Source organism: Ruegeria sp. AM4 (assembly GCF_056540665.1).
Genome location: NZ_JBQFXD010000010.1, coordinates 64,250 through 84,813 on the forward strand (window position 1 = coordinate 64,250; position 20,564 = coordinate 84,813).

Here is a 20,564-nt window from a genome sequence, read left to right on the forward strand (position 1 = left end):
GCGCTGCCACGAAAGCCTGCAAAACCTCAGGCCGCTGATGTCTACTTGGGACGCGGGCAGACCACTCTGAGACAACGAAAGAGGATCAAACAGAAGACAATAAAACCTACGTGTTTGCTCCACCAAAAATCCGCCGCATAACCAGACCAATCGGATGAGCCGCATCTTTTCTTAGCTAAGGCCGCTATCACTCCCAAAATCCCTGACGAAGGACATCAGGAAATAGAATTTGTTTTGACAAATTTTTTCCGCCAATCGAAACAACAAGAGAGAGCGTTGCGAACAAACTGCGTCGAATGCGCTCAGTCCAGTGCAAGGGAATTGGCACCCAGTTTTAACGGCAGCAAGCGGCCATCAGACGGTAAGTGATCTGGGCAGCGGTGAAATCCCAAGCCGCGTCTCCGTTGGGTGCGAGTTCGACAACGTCAAAGCCAACGCAACGCCGCCCTATCAGCGCGTTTTCCACCAGATGCAGCGCCTGATAGAACGACAGCCCCCCGGGGACAGGTGTACCGGTTGCGGGCATTTGGCTTGGGTCAAGCCCATCCACGTCAAAGCTCACATAGACCAGCTCCGGAAAATCTTCAGGAAGGTCAACGGCGTGGATGTTGCCCGTCACCAGGTCTTCCGCATCAATGTGAAAGACGTTGTGGGTCACTCGGCTTTCCGCCTCTTGCGGGCACAGAGCCCGCACACCGAACTGGGCCAGACGCACACCATCCTCGACCAAGAGATGCATAACCGACGCATGTGAGTGCTTCTGGCCTTGATAGGCAACGCGCAGGTCGGCGTGGGCATCGATCTGCACAATCCCAATCGGCTGCCCCAATGCGCGCACGACGCCAGAAACCGCCCCATAGCTCAGCGAATGCTCGCCGCCGAGGGTCACCGGAATCTTGCCCGCTTTCACGACGGCTTCGGTCTGCGTGGCAATGGCCTCCATCACGTCTGGCAGCGGGCCATCACAGTCCACTGGCGCGAGGGTATGAATGCCTTCGGCGCAAGGTTCCTCGCCTTTGCACAGGCGCTCCAGTTCATTGGACGCCTCGATGATCGAAGCGGGGCCGGTCCCTGTGCCAGATCCGTAGGAAACTGTGCGCTCCAAGGGCACCGGGATCACATGAAACCGCGCCGCTTCTCCGCGTTCGCCGTCAGTAAGCTCACTGTCGAGAAAGACGCTCATGAGAGGCGCTCCTTGAAGTCTTGATAACCAAACTGTTTCACGATGCTTAGCGCGTCGGACTCGCTGTTCCACAAAGCAATCGTGGGCAGTGGAACGCCGTTGAAGGTGTTGGTTTTGACCATCGAGTAATGGCCCTGATCAAGAAAGGCAAAGCGTTGGCCGATCTCAAGCGGCGCACCCCAAGTAAAGTCACCAATTACATCGCCAGCCAGACAGGACGGGCCGCCAAGCCGATAGGTATGCCCGGCCTCAGCCTCGTCCATCAGGGCCGGGCGGTAGGGGGCTTCGATTACGTCTGGCATGTGACAGGTTGCCGAGATATCGGTGATGGCAAGGGGCATGCCATTTACAGGCAGGTCGAGGATTTCTCCGACCAGAATTCCCGCGTCCAGTGCCACAGCTTCGCCGGGTTCCAGATAGACTTCTACGCCATGCTTGGCGCGCACCTGCTGAAGGAATGCGATCAGTGCCTCGCGATCATAATCGGCGCGGGTGATGTGATGTCCGCCACCGAAATTCACCCATTTCAGATTGGGCAAGTAGGGCGTTAGTTTTGCTTCGACCGAAGCCCAGGTCCGAGCCAAAGGCTCAAAACCCTGTTCACAAAGCGTGTGCATGTGAATGCCGTCCACGCCTGTCAAGGTATCCGCGGTCAGCATGCTGACCGGAGTCCCCAATCGAGAACAAGGCGCGCAAGGGTCGTATATTGGGATTTCGCCCTCAGAATGTTCCGGGTTGATGCGCAATCCGACCTGAACCTTAGCAGCCTGCGCCTGAGCAAGAAACCGGTCTTTCTGGGCGGGGCTATTGAAGATTACATGATCCGAGAGGTCGAGGATTTCTGCCATCTCCGGCTCTTTGTAGCCTGCGCAGAAGGTTGCGACTTCGCCGCCATATTCCTCGCGACCCAGACGCGCCTCAAACACTCCGCTGGCGCAGGTGCCGCCGAGGTACTGCCGGACCAATGGCGCCAGAGAGAACATGGAAAACGCCTTGAGCGCGCTCAGCACATGGGCGCCAGAGCGATCAGACACGTCCTTGAGAATTGCAAGGTTCCTCTCCACCGCCTTTTGGTCGACGACGAAACAGGGGCTGGGCACGCGGCTCAGGTCAAAGTCGCGAAATGCTCCGGCATCACCGGCCTGAGTGGTCATCATCTCGGACATGGCACCCTCCTTGGATTGGAAAGAAACCGGCCCCGGACACGGTCAGGGGCCTCTGGAAATTTGACGGGGTGCCCCAGGTCGGGCCTGGGGCGCACAGATCTTAGAACTCGACCGGGCCGTCCAACTCATGCACTTGCCATGGCAGACCGTGGTCGTTGAGCATATCCATGAAGTTGTCGGGGTCGAGCTGTTCCATGTTCCACACGCCAGGTTCAACCCAGTTCCCCTTGAGGACCTGAGCCGCGCCGATCATCGCCGGAACGCCTGTGGTATAGGACACGGCCTGCGAGCCGACCTCGGCATAACATTCCTCATGGTCGCAAATGTTGTAGATGTAATAGGTTTTCTCACCCGAGCCGTCCTTGGCCTGACCAGTGGCAATATCGCCAATGCAGGCTTTGCCCTTGGTCTGTTCACCCAGATCACCGGGATCGGGCAGCAGGGTTTTCAGGAACTGGATCGGAATGATCTCTTTGCCATCATGCATCACCGGATCAATTCGGGTCATGCCGACGTTCTCAAGAACCTTGGCATGCATGATGTAGGCGTCGCCAAAGGTCATCCAGAAACGTGCGCGCTCGATCTCGGGGAAGTGGGTAGACAGGCTCTCCAACTCTTCATGGTACATCAGGTACATGTTTTTCGGACCGATACCCGGGAAATCGAATTCGACCTTGTGGGTCATGGCTGGTGTGGTCCGCCAGTCGCCTTGTTCCCAGTGACGTGCCTCCTGCAGCACTTCGCGCAGGTTGATCTCCGGATTGAAATTTGTCGCAAAGGCCTGGTCGTTCGAGCCGCCATTGGCATCAAGCACGTCGATCTGTCGGATCGTGTCGAGCTTGTGCTTTTTCAACCAGGTCGCAAAGACCGAGGTCACACCTGGGTCAAAGCCGGACCCAAGGATCGCCACAAGACCCGCTTCCTTGAATTTGTCCCGATAAGCCCATTGCCAGTGATATTCGAATTTGGCTTCGTCTTCCGGCTCGTAATTGGCCGTGTCGAGGTAATGACACCCCGCCTTAAGGCAGGCATCCATCAATTTCAGATCCTGGTAAGGTAGCGCCAGGTTCACCAGAATTTCAGCCCCGGTCTCGCGGATCAAAGCCACGGTGGCGTCCACGTCCATCGCATCCAGCTGCGCGGTCTTGATGTCCACGCCAACACGTTCCTTGACGCTTGCGGCTATGGCGTCGCACTTGGATCTGGTCCGGCTGGCCAGCGTGATATCCGTGAAGATATCGGCATTCATAGCCATCTTGTGAACAGCGGCATGGCTAACGCCGCCAGCGCCTACGACAAGTGTCTTTCCCATAGCTTCCTCCTGAGCGTGTTTATTCAAAGTAAGTGTATCCGTTCATCGAGTCACGATAGGCCCCGATCAGAGTTTTGCGTTCGTTGGCCTTGATTTCACCAGCCGAGATCGCTTCGTCCACCATCTTGCGGAAAGCGGCGATGCAATCGGTCGGATCATACTCGACATATGAGAGCACCTGAGCGATCGTGTCGCCCTCTTGCTCGTGCAACAGGTCGAAATTGCCGTCCGCCCGAAGGTCGATCGTCACAACATTAGTGTCCCCGAAGAGGTTGTGCAGGTCGCCAAGGGTTTCCTGATAGGCGCCGACGAAGAACACGCCCAGGTAATAAGGCTGGTCTTCTGGCAGCGAATGAACGGGCAGCGAAGGTGCAATTTCGCCGTTCAGGATGAACTGGTCCAATTTCCCATCACTGTCGCAGGTGATATCCGACAGAACCGCACGGCGATCTGGGGCCTGGTTCAGCATCTGCAAAGGTACGATGGGATGTAACTGATCGATCGCCCAGACATCCGGAAGGGACTGAAATACAGAGAAATTGCAGTGATACACGTCCGCTATCTTTTGCAGCTCTCTATCCAGTTCGCTGTTTTGTTCAGCTTCATGCGCGATGTCCTTGATCCGCGCCATGAGATTCAGATAAACGCGCTCGGCCCGCGCCATCTGGCGCAGCCCCACGTAACCACGCCGAAACAGGGCGCGCAGTTCGTCCCTGTAGAAACGCGCATCATTCCAGCACTCCTGCACCCGTGCCGGAACAAGATAGCCAGAAATTGCGGCCAGATCAGCCAGGAGATGGTGATCGTCGGGACTTGCCGACGGTGCGTCGGGGGCATCGTAAAGGGTGGTTTCCAACACATCGAAAATCAGCATCGACGAAGTTGCGGAAACCGCTCGCCCGCTTTCGGTTACGAGAACCGGATGATCAACGCCTGCTTCATCCATGGCATAGGCTACGGTTTCTACCACATTGGTGCAGTACTCTTCCATCGAGTAGTTGATCGAGTTTTCAGAAGCCCGCTTTTCGCCGGTGTAGTCCACCCCGAGACCACCGCCCAGGTCCAAATGCGTGAGCGGCACGCCTTCACGGGTAAGTTCGGTAAAATACCGGCAGGCCTCGGTAACGGCCCGGCGCACATCGTTGACGTCAGGCACCTGGCTTCCGAGATGGGAATGTTGCAATTTCAGGCATTGCAGCAGCCCTTCGCTTCGCAAACGGTCCAGAACTCGCGTAAGCTGGTCAGTGTTCATGCCGAATGCCGAGCGATCACCCGAACTGCTTTGCCACTTTCCGCTGATCTGATTGGTAAGTTTCACCCGAACCCCAAGCAGCGGTTCGATCTGCAATTCCCGGGCGACTTCGATGACTATCTCGACCTCTTTCGGACTTTCCAACACAATGACTGTGTTGAACCCCAAACGCCGGGATAGAATTGCAAGCCGGACAAATTCAGCATCTTTCACCCCATTGCAGATGATGAGCGCGTTTTTTGACAAGCGATGCGCCAGCGCGATCACAAGTTCCGGTTTTGATCCTGCTTCAAGCCCGTAGTCGTGCTGACGGCCATACTCGACAATGCGATCCACCACTTGGGCCTGCTGATTCACCTTGATCGGGAACACTCCGCGATAGGGTGCCTGATACCCGGTCTTGCGAATTGCTTCAGCAAAGCTGTTGTTGAGGCGACGGATTTCCGCCTCCAGAAAGCTTTTGATCCGCAGCACCAGTGGGCTTGCGATGCCTCGCTGGTGCAGGTCATGCAATATTTGCGGCAAGCTGATGGCAGCCGCTTCGGCGTGTGCCGGATCACACAAGGCAACATCGCCGTTGGGTAATACGGTGATCAAGCCTTTGCCCCAATGGTCGATGCCGTAAATGGAGTCGGAAGGAGGTTGTTCTTCGGTCATTAGAACAAACCTTTTTCAAAGATGTATTGAAGATGGAGTGCGGTCGCGCGGTTTCTGTGCCTAGCAGGGCTACGCGGGTTCGATCTGTCCGGCATTATTGAGATGAAGCCATTTCATCTACGTGAACTCCTGGTCGAACTCTCCTCAGAAAGCTGGATGGCAAGTATATATACTGGGGCAGTGAGTCAATGAAAGAATTCTATGCCGACTGATTAGTATCTGAAGCAATCAGCCATGTGTGAAAGATCAAGATGAAAAACTTGAATATGGTGCTCTGATCTAAGAGACGATGCGCTTCATCCGAGTGGCCTAATCGTGTGGCGGATTTGTGGTGGAGATCGCACCTGTTCCTAATTCTCTTCTGTTTGATCCTTTATTGTTGTTTTAGAGGGGTTTGCTCGCGTTCGAGGTAGGCGTCAGCGGGCGTGAGGTTTTTCAAGTCCTCGTGGTGGCACCGGTGGTTGCTGTCGTCGACGAAAGCTTCGATCAGAGGCTGGAGGTCACCGGGCAGATAGTAGTTTTTCAATAAGATGCGGTTCTTGAGAGTCTCGTTCCAGCGCTCGATCTTGCCTTGGATTTGTGGGTGATGACAGACTAACGTTGCGGATATTCGAGCGAAAATCCATGCCGCAAAGCGACGTGACCTATTCATTGGCCCATGGTAGTGGCCAACTGAAAGGGCATTCCATGACACCGGCACAAAAACTACAGAACCCGACAGCTGGTATTGCGTTCGTGCTGATCGGAATATTGGCGATTTCTATAAACGATATGCTGATCAAATTCCTGTCTGGTGGTTACCCTTTGCACCAGATGGTGTTTACAAGATCGTTGATCGGGATCGGGTTCAGCTTTGCCCTTGTCCAGATTGAGGGCGGATGGCGCATCCTCAAAACCGATCAGCCGGGACTTCACTTTTTACGTGGCCTGCTGATTGTCATTGCCAATTTGACGTTCTTTACAGCCCTGGCAGTAATGCCGCTGGCGGAGGCAACCGCTGTCTTTTTCGTTGCGCCCTTGATGATCACTTTGCTGAGTATCCCGCTGCTAGGCGAAAAAGTAGGTCCGATGCGGATCGGTGCCGTTCTTGTGGGATTCATAGGTGTCGTGATCATGACCCGCCCATGGGAGGCCGGTGGCGAGCGTGAAGTTAGTCTGCTGATGTATGCCCTTCCGGTTCTTGCTGCCTTCACATATGCACTCAACAACGTTCTCACCCGTTTCCTTGGCGCAAAGTCCAAGGCTTCAGCAATGGCTGTGTACATTCAGGCGTGCTTTATCGTCGTCAGCCTCTTGTTCTGGTCAGTGGCAGGGGATGGGCGTTTTGCGAGCGCATATGAAAACGAAAGTATGATTTTCTTACTGCGCGCCTGGGTTTGGCCCGAAGGGGCTGATCGCTGGTTGTTTATTGGCCTCGGATTCAATTCTGCAATCATAGGATATTGTCTCGGTCAGGCATACCGCATGGCAGATGCGGCCACAGTGGCACCGTTTGAGTATGTCGGTCTTCCCATGGCTATTTTTTGGGGATGGATCATTTGGGGGGAACTCCCAAACCTACCGGTCGGAATCGGCATCGCACTGATCTTGGGTTCTGGACTGTTCGTCTTTTTGCGTGAGCGTCAAAAGAAGAGGCACGTTGTTACCGAAAAGAGAGTGCACCGTCGATATTAGGTGCCAAATCAATGCGGGCCCAAGGCCGCTCAAGAATACCCTGGGATATTGGATGTCAATCGCAGTTGAGCGCTGATGGTTTTCATAGTTTGTATGAATTTTGATGCGATAGGTCTGAAGTTTGCATGAATGATATTCCACACTGCCACGAGAGACCTCATCACCCAGGCTATGCCGGCGTCTCCTAATATGCACCCTTGGTCTCGTCTGTGACAAACTCGAAACCAGCTTTGCCAGTGTGCCCCCGCCTTTCCGCAAATCTGTGACTATTCGGTGAAACGCATCCAAGTCTGATACATACTCAAATAGAAATTGGGTTTTAGCACAGGTGAGCGATGGACATTACAGGCAGCGTGGCTTTGGTGAGCGGTGGCAGCGGCGGACTTGGAGGCAAGATTTGCCGATTGCTTGCCGCCAATGGCGCCAAAGTGATCGTCGGATACCACAATGGCGCAGACCGGGCGCAAGCCGTATGCCAGAGCATCGTCGATCAGGGGCAAATCGCGAAAACAGTAAATGTAGATATTAGCGACCCAGAGTCCATCGCCGAGTGTCTTAAAAATGTCGTCGACACATTTGGTGGCCTGGATATTCTGGTGAACAATGCCGGTATGGCGTCTGGTGGCCACGAACTTCCTCCCGGAGACCTAGACGCACTGACCCCGGAAATCTGGACAGAACTGCTGCACGTAAATCTAAGCGGACCATATTATTTGACCAGAGCGGCCGCCCCTTTTCTTCGCAAGTCAAATTGGGGTCGTGTGATCAATCTTTCGTCCACAATTGGGCACGGAGTTTGGGGCGCAGCAGCGGCTTACGCTCCCAGCAAGGCAGCCGTAGTGCCTCTTACCCGGTTTTTGGCGGCGGCATTGGCCCCGGATGTCACAGTCAACTGCATTTCCCCGGGGTTAATGCAGGGCACGCAAGTGTCCGGGGGCGCTCCTGACGCGTTTGTTTCCATGTGGCGCGACCGAGCGATCCTAGGCGTGACGACATCCATCGATGACGTTGCCCAACAGGTATTAACGTTTTGCAGGAGCCCGTCGGTCACAGGGCAAACAGTGGTTATTGATGGGGGCATTCACCTCAATTGAGGTCAGCTTTGTGCTACGGCCTTTCATCGACGCGGCATACAGATAATGCCAGCGGTGAGCCAATACTGTTCAATGCCCACTTGTGGTGTAAACGCACAGTTATCACAGGGTAAACCTCACGATTTGCAGGATTGACAGCTTTGACGTGACGGCGAACACTTTGCGATCTCGTGTTAAGCTAATGCACCCTTTGCTTTCAAAGCGATCGGCCAGGTTTTTTGTTGCATGTGCAGTATTTGGGCGGCGCGTCGTTCAAATGCTTTGGATCAGGTCCGCTCGCGTCTCGCTTTTAGTATAGGTCTCAGCTTGCGTAATCTTCGCTTCTGGCATTCAGCATGCGCATCAGCCCAGGCCATTCCGTTTTGCCGTCGTAATTGTAGTGTGCGGACGCAGCCATTTGGTCCTGATAGCGCGCGACTTTTTGCGGATCGATGAGGTGCAAGTCACGCCCCATCGACAAGGTCCTGATTTGCGTGCTGCAAGTTTGCCGCAAGAAATAGGCACGGAAGAATGCGGCCGCGGCGGTGTCGCCCAGCGCGTAATAGCCATGGTTGCGGCTAATCAGTATCTGGTTGTTGCCAAGACATTCGACAAAGTGCGCGCCAAAGGCCTCGTCTTCCTCAAACTCATATTCAATATAGCCGGTGATATTGCCAAGATAGACAGCAGGTTGGTTGAGCGGCAAGAGTCCTTCCTTTATTGACCCAACCGCCATGACTTCTTCTTCGTGTCCATGTACAAAGAAGTTGGTGTCAGGCCGCGAGCCCAATATCCATTGGCAGAGGTTTTGTACCCCATCATTGAGCCAAGGCGCATCAGGATCCACAGGCTGGCCTTCGGCATTGATTTTGACCATGGATGAGGCCTGTGCTTCTTCCCAGAACATTCCATAGGGGTGCACGAGGTAGTGATCCGGTTCATCCGGCACCCGTGCGCAGACCGCGCCATTGGCAAGATCGGACATCCCATAATGGGCGATGATGCGAAACAGCGCGGCAAGGTCGACGCGGGCCTGCCACTCAACCTCAGAGCAGTTCTGACGGGTTTTGATCGAAGCGAGTGTCATAGAAAGATCCTTTTCAAAGCGCGCTGGCGGCGCGAAATTGACGTTTGAGCGTTCGGATGCGCGAGTGCAGATCGTCCCTGTCGGAATAAATGCCTTCAATGTACCTTGCGCCGCCCTTGGCGTCGTAGCCTGCACGCCCATGCAGCGCGCGGCGGTTGTCGAAGGCCAAGAGATCACCGGGCTCATACCGGAACCTCATTTGGTACTCTGGGCTCTGCGCCCTTACAGAGAACGCGCGATAGGCTTTGTAAGCCCGTGCCTGAACCCCAAGTGGGGCCCTCATTGGCGCACGCAAGAACGTGTTATAGCGCACCCCGGTGATCGTACCTAAGGTATCCGTTTCAATGACCGGACCCCGACCGCGATAATCCGAGGTCTTGGAGCGGTTGTTGTATTCCCAGATATCCGTAACCAACTCTTTTGCGGTCCATAGAATATGCGGTGCGGGCTTGTCTGTTCCGAACCATGCAGTCCCACGAAGCCAACCCGGGTGGAACTCGGTCTGAAGGCCATCGGAGAAAGTAACGTCAACCGCACCCGAGGCCAGAATCTGAGCACCCGTAAGTTGCGGGTCTTCTGAAATCGCTTCGGGTCCAATCGCCATTTCGCGCGCCTTCGGGTGGGTTGTTGCAGGGTCGGGACTGTTTTCACGCAGCAACAAGCTGTGGTGTTGTGAAGTCAGACCGTCCGTACAGGTGATCGACAGCGCATCCTTGGTCAGGTTGAGGCTTTGGACACCATGATCAATTGGCCAGACATCAAAGTCGGGTGTGATCGGAAATGCAGTCATTGGGGTGCCCTCCTTTACTTCAAATACATCAGGATAACGGGGTATCTCTTGACAGGAATCAGCGATTGCTTGACCTAAATTGACATGTCGTGAGTGAACCATGCCAAACGTCGCAATCGTATTGACTGATCATTTCCCGATCCTGTCCCTTACATTGGTGACCGAGCCACTGCGGGTGGCCAATCGCGAATTGGCCGAACAGACATGGCAATGGCGGATATTGTCGGCCTCGGGCGGAATGGTCCGCAGTTCTAGCGGTATCGATGTGTCTACTGCGCAATTTGACGACGCACGGGACGATATCTTGTTGTTGTTGTCCTCATATGCGCCAGAAAGCGCGCTGACCAAGTCATTTGTCGGGTGGCTCAGGCGCAGGGCGCGGGCCGGAACTCTGATGGGATGTGTCGATACCGGTGCAATGATCTTTGCAGAAGCAGGTCTGCTTTCAAGGAACCCTGCCGCCGTTCACTTTGAAGCGCTGCGCGGCTATCGCGAAACCTACTCAGAGCAGATGTTTGTGGATCGTATGTTTGATCTGTCGGACAATCGCTGCTCCAGCGCCGGTGGCGTGGCTACGTTTGATATGACACTCGCCTTGATTGAGCGGTATTCCGGTCGAGATTTGGCGAAGCGCGTTGCGGAAATCCTGACCTATCGCCCAACAGAACATATGGGGCCGCAGCAAAAAATGCTGTCGGAGACCTCGCTGGCAAAGATGGATCGCACCCTTGGCCGTGCTGTCGACCTGATGTTGGCTCACTTGAGCGAACCGTTAAGCGTCTCAACCATCAGTACCCAAATCGGTGTCCCGCAATGGACACTTGCGAGACTGTTCAAACGCCATCTGCAACAGTCGCCCTCGGCCTATTACCGGTATCTGCGTCTGTCCCAGGCCAGAAATCTGCTCGTGAACTCTGCGTATCGGATCAGCGATGTTGGCGCGCTGTGTGGCTTTGACAATCCCGAGAGCTTTGCGCGTGCCTATCGGAAGCAATTTGGTGAAACCGCATCGCAAACGAAATCGGCATCCGACGACGCCCGCTAGTTGACGTTCATATACCCACGCGTTGCCGATCAGTAGAAGCGGACATTCAGTAAATCCGAAGCCGACCGGCGTATTGCAGATGTTTCCATAGCGGACGCGGTTCCTTACCGGTTTACGGTCTCTTAAGGTTTGGAATCATGTTCAGACGGATTATCGCGCTCATCAAGGTCCAACACTGAAGGGTCGATCAGGCGCTTGTTGGCACTTATCTTGACAGAATTTCGCATGGCTTCACTGCGCCGGAGCAACCGACGGAAACGCGTTTCGTCGAGTACAAGCAGTGTCGACGGTGCCAGCGCCCGTACATTCACGGGGCGTGGCCGCTTTGATAACATGGCCAACTGCCCGAACATTTCTCCACGACCCAACCGGGAAGTGTGCCTGCCAAACTCCACCTCGACTGCCCCAGAAGCGATGAAGAACACACTCCGGGCCAATTCATCTTTGGCAATGATGGTATCACCCGCATTGGCATAACGGGTGCGCAGTGCACGGCTGAGTTTTCTCAGGGACGCTTTGTTGAGATCAGAGAATAGCGGAAACTGTCTAACCAGATCCCGACCCTTAAGGGCAATATCCAGCACCGGACGGCCTTCAGTCAGAGCACGTCGCTCTGCCACTTCCCGCATCAACACCGAATAGAGTTCTTCGCCGACCAGGCCGTCCTCGCGCATGATCGCGTATTCACGCTCTTCCAGTCGCAAAGCGGTCCGTCGGATGAACCGCCGTTCCAGCTTTTCGGCATAACCTGGATATTGTAGCCGCAAACCGTCAAGCGCAGTCTCAACCGCCTCGGACCGGCGCGCCAAAAGATCATCAAGCAATTCCGCAACCCGGCGGCCGTGAATCCGGCGTATGCGGCCCCGAACGAATCCGTCGAGATCGCGCAGGATCAGGCGCTGCATGAGCAATCTTTCAAATCGATCCGTTGTGATGCGCGTAAGCGGGAACGAGATCCGAAGTCGGTTGTGCAGGAACACAGCGATCCGAAAGGACCTGCCGTAGACAACAGACCGGTTTGACGCGCGCTGATAGCCGATCCGCCCTCCGGTCCGTGCGCCTTCTATGAGCCGATCAGCGTCGGACAGAATCTTCTCACTCAGAACCGATGACATGGTGCGCTCGCGCATCCGAGCCAATACGGTATCGCGCTCGGCACCCGCCAGCGCAATAAGTCCGAGCGTGATCCGGTCACGATCAAGAATCTGTGCGCTGTCTTCCGCGACTTTTACAGCTTCGTCGAGGCGTTCGCTGAACAGTTTGGCCTCGTTTCTGACGATATCGTGGGTCAAGTCGTAGTTTTCCGCGGTGCGGGACACGTCCTCGCGAACCGATTGCAGGGCCACGGCGACCACCTGGCGCGAGAGGGCCGCATCAAGCGGAGAGAGCCTGTCGAGCCCCAATTTTGTGATCACCATGCGCAGCGTTGTTCCCTGAACGATCAGTGTGAACAGGGTAAAGCCGGTGGCCAGAATGCCGACCAGGCGCTTGGTCTCAAGCGGGATCTGCGCGCTTTCGGTGACTGACAGCGCCAGCGCCAGCGTCACGGCACCACGCAGCCCACCCCACAGTATTGCAACGCGATAGGGGCGTTCGACAGCAGGCGACACACCGATTGCCGTGAGCAATGGCAACAATCCGAACAGAACCGCTGCCCTCGCGAATGTTGCCGCAAGAACCACGACGGCCAGCAAGACGAAGTCAGAAGGCCGAACCCCTTCCAGCAACCGTGGTATCAGCAACGCGGCAAGAATGAAGATCAGCGCTCCTGCCCAATGGGCTAGAAGATCCCATACTTCTTGCAGGTTGGTCCAAGCGATCGGCGACAAACGACCGGGGGCTGTGAGGTTAAGTGTAAGACCCGCAGCCACAACCGCGATGACACCCGACGCCCCAACGCTTTGTTCTGCGACGATATAGGCGAGATAGGGCAGTGCGACGGAAATCGAAATCTGCGCCATTACCCAACGGTCTACGTAAGCCATCACCCAAACCGCCATGCGCGCCATAAGCCAGCCGGTGATGACACCACCTGCGATCAACTTCGGGAATTGTCCGCCGGCTTCGCCTAGTGACGGATCGGGCCTTCCGAGCATGACAAAGCTCATGAACAGCCCGAACAGCGCAATCGCAGCAGCATCGTTAAGGAGGCTTTCGCCTTCGATGATTCGCGATAACCTGCGCGGTGCCGAGATTGATCGAAATATGCTGACAACCGCCGAGGGATCAGTTGTCGACACGATGGCGCCAATCAAAAGGCAGGCTACCAACGGTAGCGTGCTTACCCAGCTGAGCGCGTAGCCAATCGAAAGTGTTGCCACAATCACTGCCACAACGGCCATCATCAGGATGGGCATCCAGTCGTCCAGCATCCTGCGCAGGTTCATCCCGATTGTCGCCTGAAAGAGCAGCGTAGGTAGGAAAACATATAGGAATACGTTGGACCGGATTGGCAGATCGATAATCGCTTGCGCCCCCGGGTTCAGCGCATCCGTCAAGTCGGTGTTGAGAAAGAACGTCGCACCAAGCCCAATCACGATCCCCATAAGGGCGAGAATAACGCTGTAGGGTAAGCGCAACCGTGCAGCCAGTGGTTCCGCCACGCCGATGACAATAAAGAGAGAAGTGATGATGGTCGTAATGACGACGATGTCCATAATTCCGTATTACCTGAGAACCGGGGATTAGGGAATCCACTCTTCAGGCCAGAGCGAACACGTTGGATCAATTTGGGTACTTACACCCGTCGATTAGAGCGCGCAGTCGCCGCGAATGTCGAGAATGTGGGACCGCACCGCTGCACCATCGCGATGGTTGTGAGGGCAAAACACGACCCAATTTCCTTGCGGAAATATGTTGCTTCGAACGGGTGCCACGCGCACTGGTCTCCAACCCGGCATTGATCGGGGCATTACACCTCAAAATGCGGCAACAGCTCCGACGACCGCAGCGAGCCTAAAGCAACTGATGTCGCGATGTGTATGAACGCCCGCATTTAATAGGTTTGCGGCATGCCATTTAGGCCACATGTCCCGGATCAGGGGCCCGGCGGAACTGGCGTCGGGGCAGATGTACGTGGGGATTTGTCGATTTCCACTCGTATGTCCAGAAAGTCCTTCTTGCCGTCCACTGTAAGTTGGCGGCGGTTAATGCCCCCGGGGTTCAACGCGGTGGCCGGGAAATCGTACTTGATATTGTGCTTGAACGCCTGAACGCGGATTCCAAAAGCGTCTGCCACGTCCTGTATAAAGGACTCTGACATTCCGACTTTGCACCCATAGATGACGAAGACAGCGTCCTTTTGAAATCGGGAGCGCACATCATCCCAAGTAAAGTCTGGCGGCCTGTCAGGGTCGCCGTCTCCAACAAGAATTCCCGTCTTTTGCAAACCTTCGATAACGCCGAGATCCATATCGTCCAGAAAATGGACATTGCCATCCACCACGTCGCCGAGGAAGCCAATCGTGGCGGCCTCGCCATGGGTGATGATGCGGATTTCCTTGATGGAGCCAACGGGCTTGCTGAGGATCAACCCGACAAATTCACCTGTCGAGCCAATCTCGATGATACCTCCGTTGCCTCGGTAACGACTATTCTTCATTACTGCATTGAAATCTTGTGAAGACGGGAACCATGAGCCCCCTTGGATTGCGTCGATTTCGGCCTGATTGGTCTGCCACGGGGGATCAAACACACCGGTCAGTGCAAGTTTGACTGTTTTGCCTTTCCCCGCAGCAGGACTTCCCAGAACTTCGGCCGTCTTTCCGGTGACGCGATCGCGGATCGCTTCGCTGCCCAAAACCGCCTGACTGAGAATTTTCTCAAGCGTCCCCATTGCCGCGCCCCTGTGTACCGTTCGGGTCCTCGGGCGGACGGTTCGGATCGGTGGGTCTGTCCTCGCCACCGGGTTCTTCCGTAGTTCCGTCATCCACCTCGCAGCAGCATTCAGGAATACAACAATAGACTTCGTGAAATACCTGAGCGCGGTCCAGATCGCCTTCGGCTACGATTTGACGTGCCAGTTCCATCTTCTCTGCTTCGCGTGCGGAAATGTCGTTTTTCAAAGCGAGCTCGCGCACGGTCTCAACCTGTAGCCCGGCTGAATACGTATCGAGAAGACCAGCTTCTGGATCACCGCCTTTACCGAGGAAGCCGTCAACAACGACGCCCTCAGTGCGCATCGTGATAACATTTTCCTTAAGCACGACACCCGGCACCTCAATAAATTCTCGATCTTCAAGTTGCCTGCGAAGTCCAGCGTTGACTCTTAAGTACGAGACGTTGTCAGGCAGCGGCACGGTGACATCAAGGTCGCCGAACACATTTTGCAAAGCGATCTCGCTTTGCGGAAAGTCCAGTGTTGCCACTTCAAGGAAGGGCTGCGGCTCGTTTTGATAGTCGAATATAAAGAACAGTTCGCTGATGATATTCTGAAGAACCAGCCGCTGCATGTCTGGATCTTCGGAAAAATACTCGGCGAGAAACTTGTCCAGCTCGTGGATTGCAAATTGCGGATAGGGGCCGGCGGATTCGTCATAAAGACCGATCTTCACGTCAGTGAGATGAATTACCGAGATGAATTCCTGAACCATCTGCCGAAAGACTAGGTTAAGTGTCCGGCTGACATTGACGTTTTCGATCTCGCGCTCGATCACCTGTTCGGTTTCCGTTGTGTCGGTGGTCGAAGATTTCTGCTCGGAACTGGTGTTGATCTCGACGTCTCGCTTCGACGACGCTCGCGCAGAGTGTTTGAACAGCGCACTTTCCACGTTACTGGACATTTCTTCGCGTGCCTGCCGCGTACCCCACTCACCGGTGGTCTGGCTCGACTGTTCCGAACTGCCACGTCCACCAGCCTCAACCAATCCCCAAAGAACCTTGGCCTCGCCACCGCCGCCCTTGTTCGAGTGGTCGCTTTGACTGTTGAGGATATCCATTTCGCTGTCAGTGAACTTTGACGACGTTTCACTCTGGATCGAATTTTCAAAATCGACGGCCGCCTCTTCTGTGACCGAGTCCAGAATTGAAGAGCCGAAATTTATCTTCGAACTCTCTTTGGTCACCGTCTTCTTGTAGTTTTTGACCGAGATTTTGGTTTTTTCGCCCGGGAAAAGCGAATGGGTCTTGATCACGCGGCCAGCGCCATAGTTCCCCAGGAAAGTTGAAATCTGGATTTTTTCAAAGAACAAAATCTTCGGGAAAATCTGCTCGGGGGGGCGGGGCCTCGGTCTGATGATGTCGAAATCACCCGAAAAGCCCAGCATTCCTTCTTTGGGCTTGAAAATGAAGCTTCCGGGAAATTCCTCAAAAACCTCGGATGCTGCCGCGAAACCGCGAACGGTTCCGACACCATCATTGCGGTTTACAACCTTGAAATCCGTTACCCTCAGACCCGGAATTGTCGGATCCGTGCGCTTCGGTTCTTTCTCTGCAAGGTTCTCACGAATTTGGTCACGAGTTGCCTGGTTCAGAAGCTCTTCGTCGATATCGATTGCGATGACCGTTGTTCCAACATGGGCGGTCGCTTCGGGTATCGAATAACTGAGCTGCGGCGCCTGATCGGCATCGTCTGCCAATAGTATGAAAGGGGCCTCATTATCGGCCATGACTCTCTCCAAAATTCGATGAAACTATGTAGGTGAGCATACACGAAAACTGCGATTCCCGCTAGATCGTGTCAGCAACGGTATAGCCAAAGCAAAAGTTGGCGTCGTGCCAAAGAAGTCTGGAATGCTTGCCGCAGTCGTGTCTTTCGGGCAGCGACTCTCGGAACATTCCCGCAGTTGTCGAAGCAGTTTTTTGGGACCTTATTGTATTTGGTTCTGAATGCGCCAGACAGCACCTCCTTAACCCACGGACAAAACTGTAACTCTGTATCAGCAAGTCATTGTTGGTGTTTGCGCGACCTGCGAGTTTCAAATTTTCACTTGTCAAATTTGGAACGTTCCATTAAACGTTTGGAACGTTCCAAAAGATGGAGTTTTTTGATGCATTGGGCATTTGCCGGGGCGAGCACAATAGCTTCGCAACACATGCTGGACGCGGTGCGCCGGCAGGCGAACAACGACGTGGCTTGGATTGTCAGCACTTCCCCCGAGCGCGTGAAGACATGGGCCCAGGATCATGAAATTCCCAACGCGACAACCGATCTGACCACAGCGCTTTCGGACGAAAGCGTTGGGGCGGTCTATATTTCTTCGACCAACGAGAAACATCATCCACAGGCCATGGCTGCGATTGCAGCCGGCAAGCATGTCCTATGCGAAAAGCCGCTTGGAATGACGCTGGCAGAGGCCGTCGAAATGGTGCGGGCGGCTGAGGCGGCGGGTGTGACTTTCGCTACTAATCACCACCTGCGCTGTTCGGGCAGTCATCGTGCCATTCGCGATCTCATCGCAGACGGGCGCGTCGGGGACGTTCTTTCGTTACGGATCCACCATGCGGTGCATTTGCCCGGGAACTTGCAGGGGTGGCGTATAAACTCAGCCGACGCTGGCGGCGGTGTGATCCCAGATATCGTTGTCCATGACGCGGATGTGACTCGCTTTCTGCTGCAGGAAGACCCTGTCTCGGTCGTCGCCCAGATGGCCAGTTCGGGAATGGGCCAGGGGGTCGAGGACTCCTGTATGTCTGTTTGGATGATGCCCTCGGGCGCAATGGTCACCACTCATGAGAGTTTTACGCACCCCTTTGCCGGGTCGGACCTTCAAGTGCACGGAACCAAAGGTTCGATCTTTGCCGAAGGCGTCATGACGCAGCGCCCGGTTGGAAAGATCACTCTGGTGACAGATGCAGGTCGTGAAGAGATCCCGTTCTCCGATCATTCGCTCTATGTTCAGGGCGTGTCAGAGTTCGTCGCTGCGACGGCGGGTCAGGGTCGCCCGGCGGCGAATGGTCCTGACGGGATCAAATCGCTGTCCGTAGCGCTTTGCGTTCGCGAAGCCGCAGACACAGGCCAGCGTCTCAAAGTGGACTATGGTGGTTTCTGATGAGCAAACTTGTCTCTGTTTCCGAGGCCGTTTCCCGCATTCCTGACAATGCGGTTATTACCGTGTCTTCGTCCTCGGCGCTGGGCTGCCCTGACGCCGTTCTCAAGGCGTTGGGTGAAAGGTTTCGCGTAGAAGGGCATCCACGCAATATCACAACGCTGCATCCTATCGCTGCTGGCGACATGTATGGCGTCAAAGGAATGGACTATCTGGCACAGGACGGTTTGCTGAGCCGGGTTCTTGCGGGATCATACCCTTCCGGCCCGTCCAACCTGGAGATGCCGGAAATCTGGAAGATGATCGTAGAAGACCGGGTTGCCGCCTATAACGTGCCATCGGGAATTCTGTTCGACATGCACCGCGAAGCCGCCGCGCATCGTCCGGGGGTGCTCACACAGATCGGGCTTGAGACCTTCGTTGATCCAGTGCGCGAGGGGTGCGCGATGAATGCGCGCGGATCGGCTGCGCCCATCGTTTCAAGAAAAGAGTTCGACGGCCAGACCTGGTTACACTTTCCCAACATCAACCCCAACGTTTGCGTTCTGCGTGCGACCACCGCTGATGAGTTCGGTAATCTGACCTACGAGCACGAAGGCGCATATTTGGGCGGTCTCGAACAGGCGATCTGCGTACGCAATCACGGAGGTTTGGTGATCGCACAAGTCCAGCGCGTAACCGCTACGGGCAGCCTTCGCCCACATGACGTGCGTGTTCCGGGGCATCTGGTTGATCTGATCGTTGAAGACCCCGCGCAGATGCAGACGACGGAAACGCCCTATGATCCTGCAATCTCGGGCCAGGTCATGCGCCCGTGGGACAGCTTTTCCCTGGCTGAGCACGGTGTCGAAAAAGTCATCGCCCGCCGTGCGGCACTCGAACTCAAGGCAGGGATGAGCGCCAATCTGGGCTTCGGCATCAGCGCGATGGTTCCGCGTATCCTGCTGGAAGAGGGGCACCCTCAAGCTGTAACATGGGCAATTGAACAAGGCGCGGTTGGCGGCGTGCCCTTAACGGGCTTTGCCTTTGGCTGCGCGTCCAACGCGCATGCCTTTGTGCCTTCGCCTCAGCAATTCATCTATTTTCAGGGCGGTGGGTTCGACATGTCATTCCTCTCGTTCCTCGAGGTTGACGTCGAAGGCAATGTGAATGTCTCAAAGCTGGGCAAGAAACCCTATTTGACTGCCGGATGCGGTGGCTTTGTCGATATCACTGCGCGCGCGAAACAGATCGTGTTCTCTGGTTGGTTCGAAGCCGGTGCCAAGATCGAACTGACCGAGGACGGTATTCGCGTGAATGCGCCGGGCAAGTTCACCAAAATGGTCGATCAGGTCGAGCATGTCACATTCTCAGGCAAACGTGCCCGTGAAACCGGTCAGGATGTACTCTATGTCACCGAGCGCTGCGTTATTCGCCTGACGGACGAGGGGCTGGTTGCTACAGAAATCATGCCCGGTATCGAAGCGCAGCGCGACATCGTCGATGCCTCGAGCGGTCGGGTCAAAGTCGCGGAAAATGCGACTCAGATGCCGAAATCGCTGTTTGCCGAAGGCCCAATGGGGCTGACGCTGTGAGCGGGATCGGCATTCATATCACGGATGCGACGGCGATCCTGACATTGGATAACGTGGCCAAGCTGAATGCCCTGACCGTCGACATGCTGGATGCGCTGGACACCCGATTGACGGAGGTCGAGCGTGACATGTCAATTCGCGCCCTGATCTTGACCGGTGCAGGCGAAAAAGCGTTCTGCTGCGGGGCGGATATTGGTGCATGGGGTTGTCTCAGCCCTGCAGAATTCGCGCGCCATTGGGTTCGTGATGGACATCGGATCTTTGACAGGCTCGCGCGCATTGGTAAGCCGACAATTGCAGCGATCAATGGTCACGCCTTTGGCGGTGGTCTTGAACTTGCAAGCTGCTGCGATCTGCGTTTGATGGCACCCCGCGCCACGCTTGCGTTGCCCGAAGCACGCGTTGGAATCGTGCCGGGCTGGTCCGGAACACAACGTCTGACCCGACTGATCTCGGAGACGGCGGTAAAAGAAATGGCGCTGTTTGGACGCCGGATCGGTGCTGAACGGGCCGTTGCGTTGGGCTATGCTACCGAGATTGCCGATGATGTTCTGACGCGCGCGCTGGAGATTACGTCCGAGCTTGCTGATCTCTCACCTCGCGCCACCGAAATATCGAAGAATATGATCCATGCTGCGGTCGGTGAAGATACCCACGCCGTGGTCGAAGCCCTCGGCAGCGCAGCAATCGCCGCAACGGCGGACCGCGAAGAAGGCGTCGCGGCTTTCATGGAAAAACGTAACCCAAATTTCTCAGGCCTCTGAC

The 20,564-nt window shown here is 55.3% G+C and carries 15 protein-coding genes and 1 pseudogene; 6 read left to right on the forward strand and 10 right to left on the reverse strand.

Annotation, left to right across the window (positions count from 1 at the left end; translation table 11 throughout):
- Nucleotides 1-334: 334 nt before the first annotated feature.
- From speB to ACR0JA_RS17200, 5 genes and pseudogenes are all read right to left on the reverse strand, one after another.
- A complete protein-coding gene (speB, locus tag ACR0JA_RS17180) occupies nt 335-1,183 on the reverse strand; it encodes an agmatinase (protein ID WP_480577587.1) in 849 nt (282 codons plus the stop codon).
- On the reverse strand, nt 1,180-2,349 hold the full coding sequence (nspC, locus tag ACR0JA_RS17185) for a carboxynorspermidine decarboxylase (RefSeq protein ID WP_480577590.1): 1,170 nt from the start codon (nt 2,347-2,349) through the stop codon (nt 1,180-1,182). Before nspC ends, speB begins: the two co-directional genes overlap by 4 nt.
- Nucleotides 2,350-2,449: 100 nt before the next feature.
- Nucleotides 2,450-3,661 (reverse strand): saccharopine dehydrogenase family protein, encoded by a 1,212-nt coding sequence (locus ACR0JA_RS17190; protein WP_480577593.1) that lies wholly within the window; start codon nt 3,659-3,661, stop codon nt 2,450-2,452.
- A gap of 19 nt (nt 3,662-3,680) precedes the next feature.
- Complete coding sequence (speA, locus tag ACR0JA_RS17195; RefSeq protein WP_480577596.1) at nt 3,681-5,570, reverse strand: biosynthetic arginine decarboxylase; 1,890 nt, start codon at nt 5,568-5,570, stop codon at nt 3,681-3,683.
- A 373-nt stretch (nt 5,571-5,943) separates the two neighbouring features.
- Nucleotides 5,944-6,156 (reverse strand): annotated as a pseudogene (locus ACR0JA_RS17200) (integrase core domain-containing protein); the annotation flags it as partial.
- Nucleotides 6,157-6,257: 101 nt separating this feature from the next.
- Here ACR0JA_RS17200 and ACR0JA_RS17205 point away from each other — a divergent pair.
- Both ACR0JA_RS17205 and ACR0JA_RS17210 read left to right on the forward strand, forming a co-directional pair.
- Nucleotides 6,258-7,244: a DMT family transporter gene (locus tag ACR0JA_RS17205; protein ID WP_480577599.1), complete on the forward strand. Its 987-nt coding sequence runs from the start codon at nt 6,258-6,260 to the stop codon at nt 7,242-7,244.
- Nucleotides 7,245-7,579: 335 nt separating this feature from the next.
- Complete coding sequence (locus tag ACR0JA_RS17210; RefSeq protein ID WP_480577601.1) at nt 7,580-8,338, forward strand: SDR family NAD(P)-dependent oxidoreductase; 759 nt, start codon at nt 7,580-7,582, stop codon at nt 8,336-8,338.
- Nucleotides 8,339-8,639: 301 nt separating this feature from the next.
- Here ACR0JA_RS17210 and ACR0JA_RS17215 read toward each other — a convergent pair whose 3' ends face one another.
- Together ACR0JA_RS17215 and ACR0JA_RS17220 are read right to left on the reverse strand one after the other, a co-directional pair.
- Complete coding sequence (locus ACR0JA_RS17215) at nt 8,640-9,404, reverse strand: class II aldolase/adducin family protein (protein WP_480577604.1); 765 nt, start codon at nt 9,402-9,404, stop codon at nt 8,640-8,642.
- A gap of 13 nt (nt 9,405-9,417) precedes the next feature.
- Complete coding sequence (locus tag ACR0JA_RS17220) at nt 9,418-10,194, reverse strand: TauD/TfdA family dioxygenase (protein ID WP_480577607.1); 777 nt, start codon at nt 10,192-10,194, stop codon at nt 9,418-9,420.
- A 100-nt stretch (nt 10,195-10,294) separates the two neighbouring features.
- Here ACR0JA_RS17220 and ACR0JA_RS17225 point away from each other — a divergent pair, with 100 nt between their 5' ends.
- Nucleotides 10,295-11,239 carry a GlxA family transcriptional regulator gene (locus ACR0JA_RS17225; protein WP_480577610.1) on the forward strand — a complete coding sequence of 315 codons (945 nt, stop codon included), beginning with the start codon at nt 10,295-10,297 and terminating at the stop codon, nt 11,237-11,239.
- A gap of 122 nt (nt 11,240-11,361) precedes the next feature.
- Here ACR0JA_RS17225 and ACR0JA_RS17230 read toward each other — a convergent pair whose 3' ends face one another.
- From ACR0JA_RS17230 to ACR0JA_RS17240, 3 genes are all read right to left on the reverse strand, one after another.
- On the reverse strand, nt 11,362-13,896 hold the full coding sequence (locus tag ACR0JA_RS17230; protein ID WP_480577613.1) for a cation:proton antiporter: 2,535 nt from the start codon (nt 13,894-13,896) through the stop codon (nt 11,362-11,364).
- Between the two features lie 380 nt (nt 13,897-14,276).
- Nucleotides 14,277-15,074, reverse strand: a complete 798-nt coding sequence (locus ACR0JA_RS17235) for a hypothetical protein (RefSeq protein ID WP_480577616.1) — start codon at nt 15,072-15,074, stop codon at nt 14,277-14,279.
- Complete coding sequence (locus ACR0JA_RS17240; protein WP_480577619.1) at nt 15,061-16,845, reverse strand: hypothetical protein; 1,785 nt, start codon at nt 16,843-16,845, stop codon at nt 15,061-15,063. The genes ACR0JA_RS17235 and ACR0JA_RS17240 overlap by 14 nt, the downstream gene beginning before the upstream one ends.
- Before the next feature lie 381 nt (nt 16,846-17,226).
- Between ACR0JA_RS17240 and ACR0JA_RS17245 the strand changes: the two genes are divergently transcribed.
- Genes ACR0JA_RS17245 through ACR0JA_RS17255 form a run of 3 tightly spaced genes read left to right on the forward strand, consistent with a single transcriptional unit; the run spans nt 17,227 to nt 20,563 of the window.
- Nucleotides 17,227-18,228, forward strand: a complete 1,002-nt coding sequence (locus ACR0JA_RS17245) for a Gfo/Idh/MocA family protein (protein ID WP_480577622.1) — start codon at nt 17,227-17,229, stop codon at nt 18,226-18,228.
- Nucleotides 18,228-19,799, forward strand: coding sequence for an acyl CoA:acetate/3-ketoacid CoA transferase (locus tag ACR0JA_RS17250; protein ID WP_480577625.1), 1,572 nt, complete (start codon nt 18,228-18,230; stop codon nt 19,797-19,799). Before ACR0JA_RS17245 ends, ACR0JA_RS17250 begins: the two co-directional genes overlap by 1 nt.
- Nucleotides 19,796-20,563 (forward strand): enoyl-CoA hydratase/isomerase family protein, encoded by a 768-nt coding sequence (locus tag ACR0JA_RS17255; protein WP_480577628.1) that lies wholly within the window; start codon nt 19,796-19,798, stop codon nt 20,561-20,563. Before ACR0JA_RS17250 ends, ACR0JA_RS17255 begins: the two co-directional genes overlap by 4 nt.
- Nucleotide 20,564 lies beyond the last annotated feature (1 nt).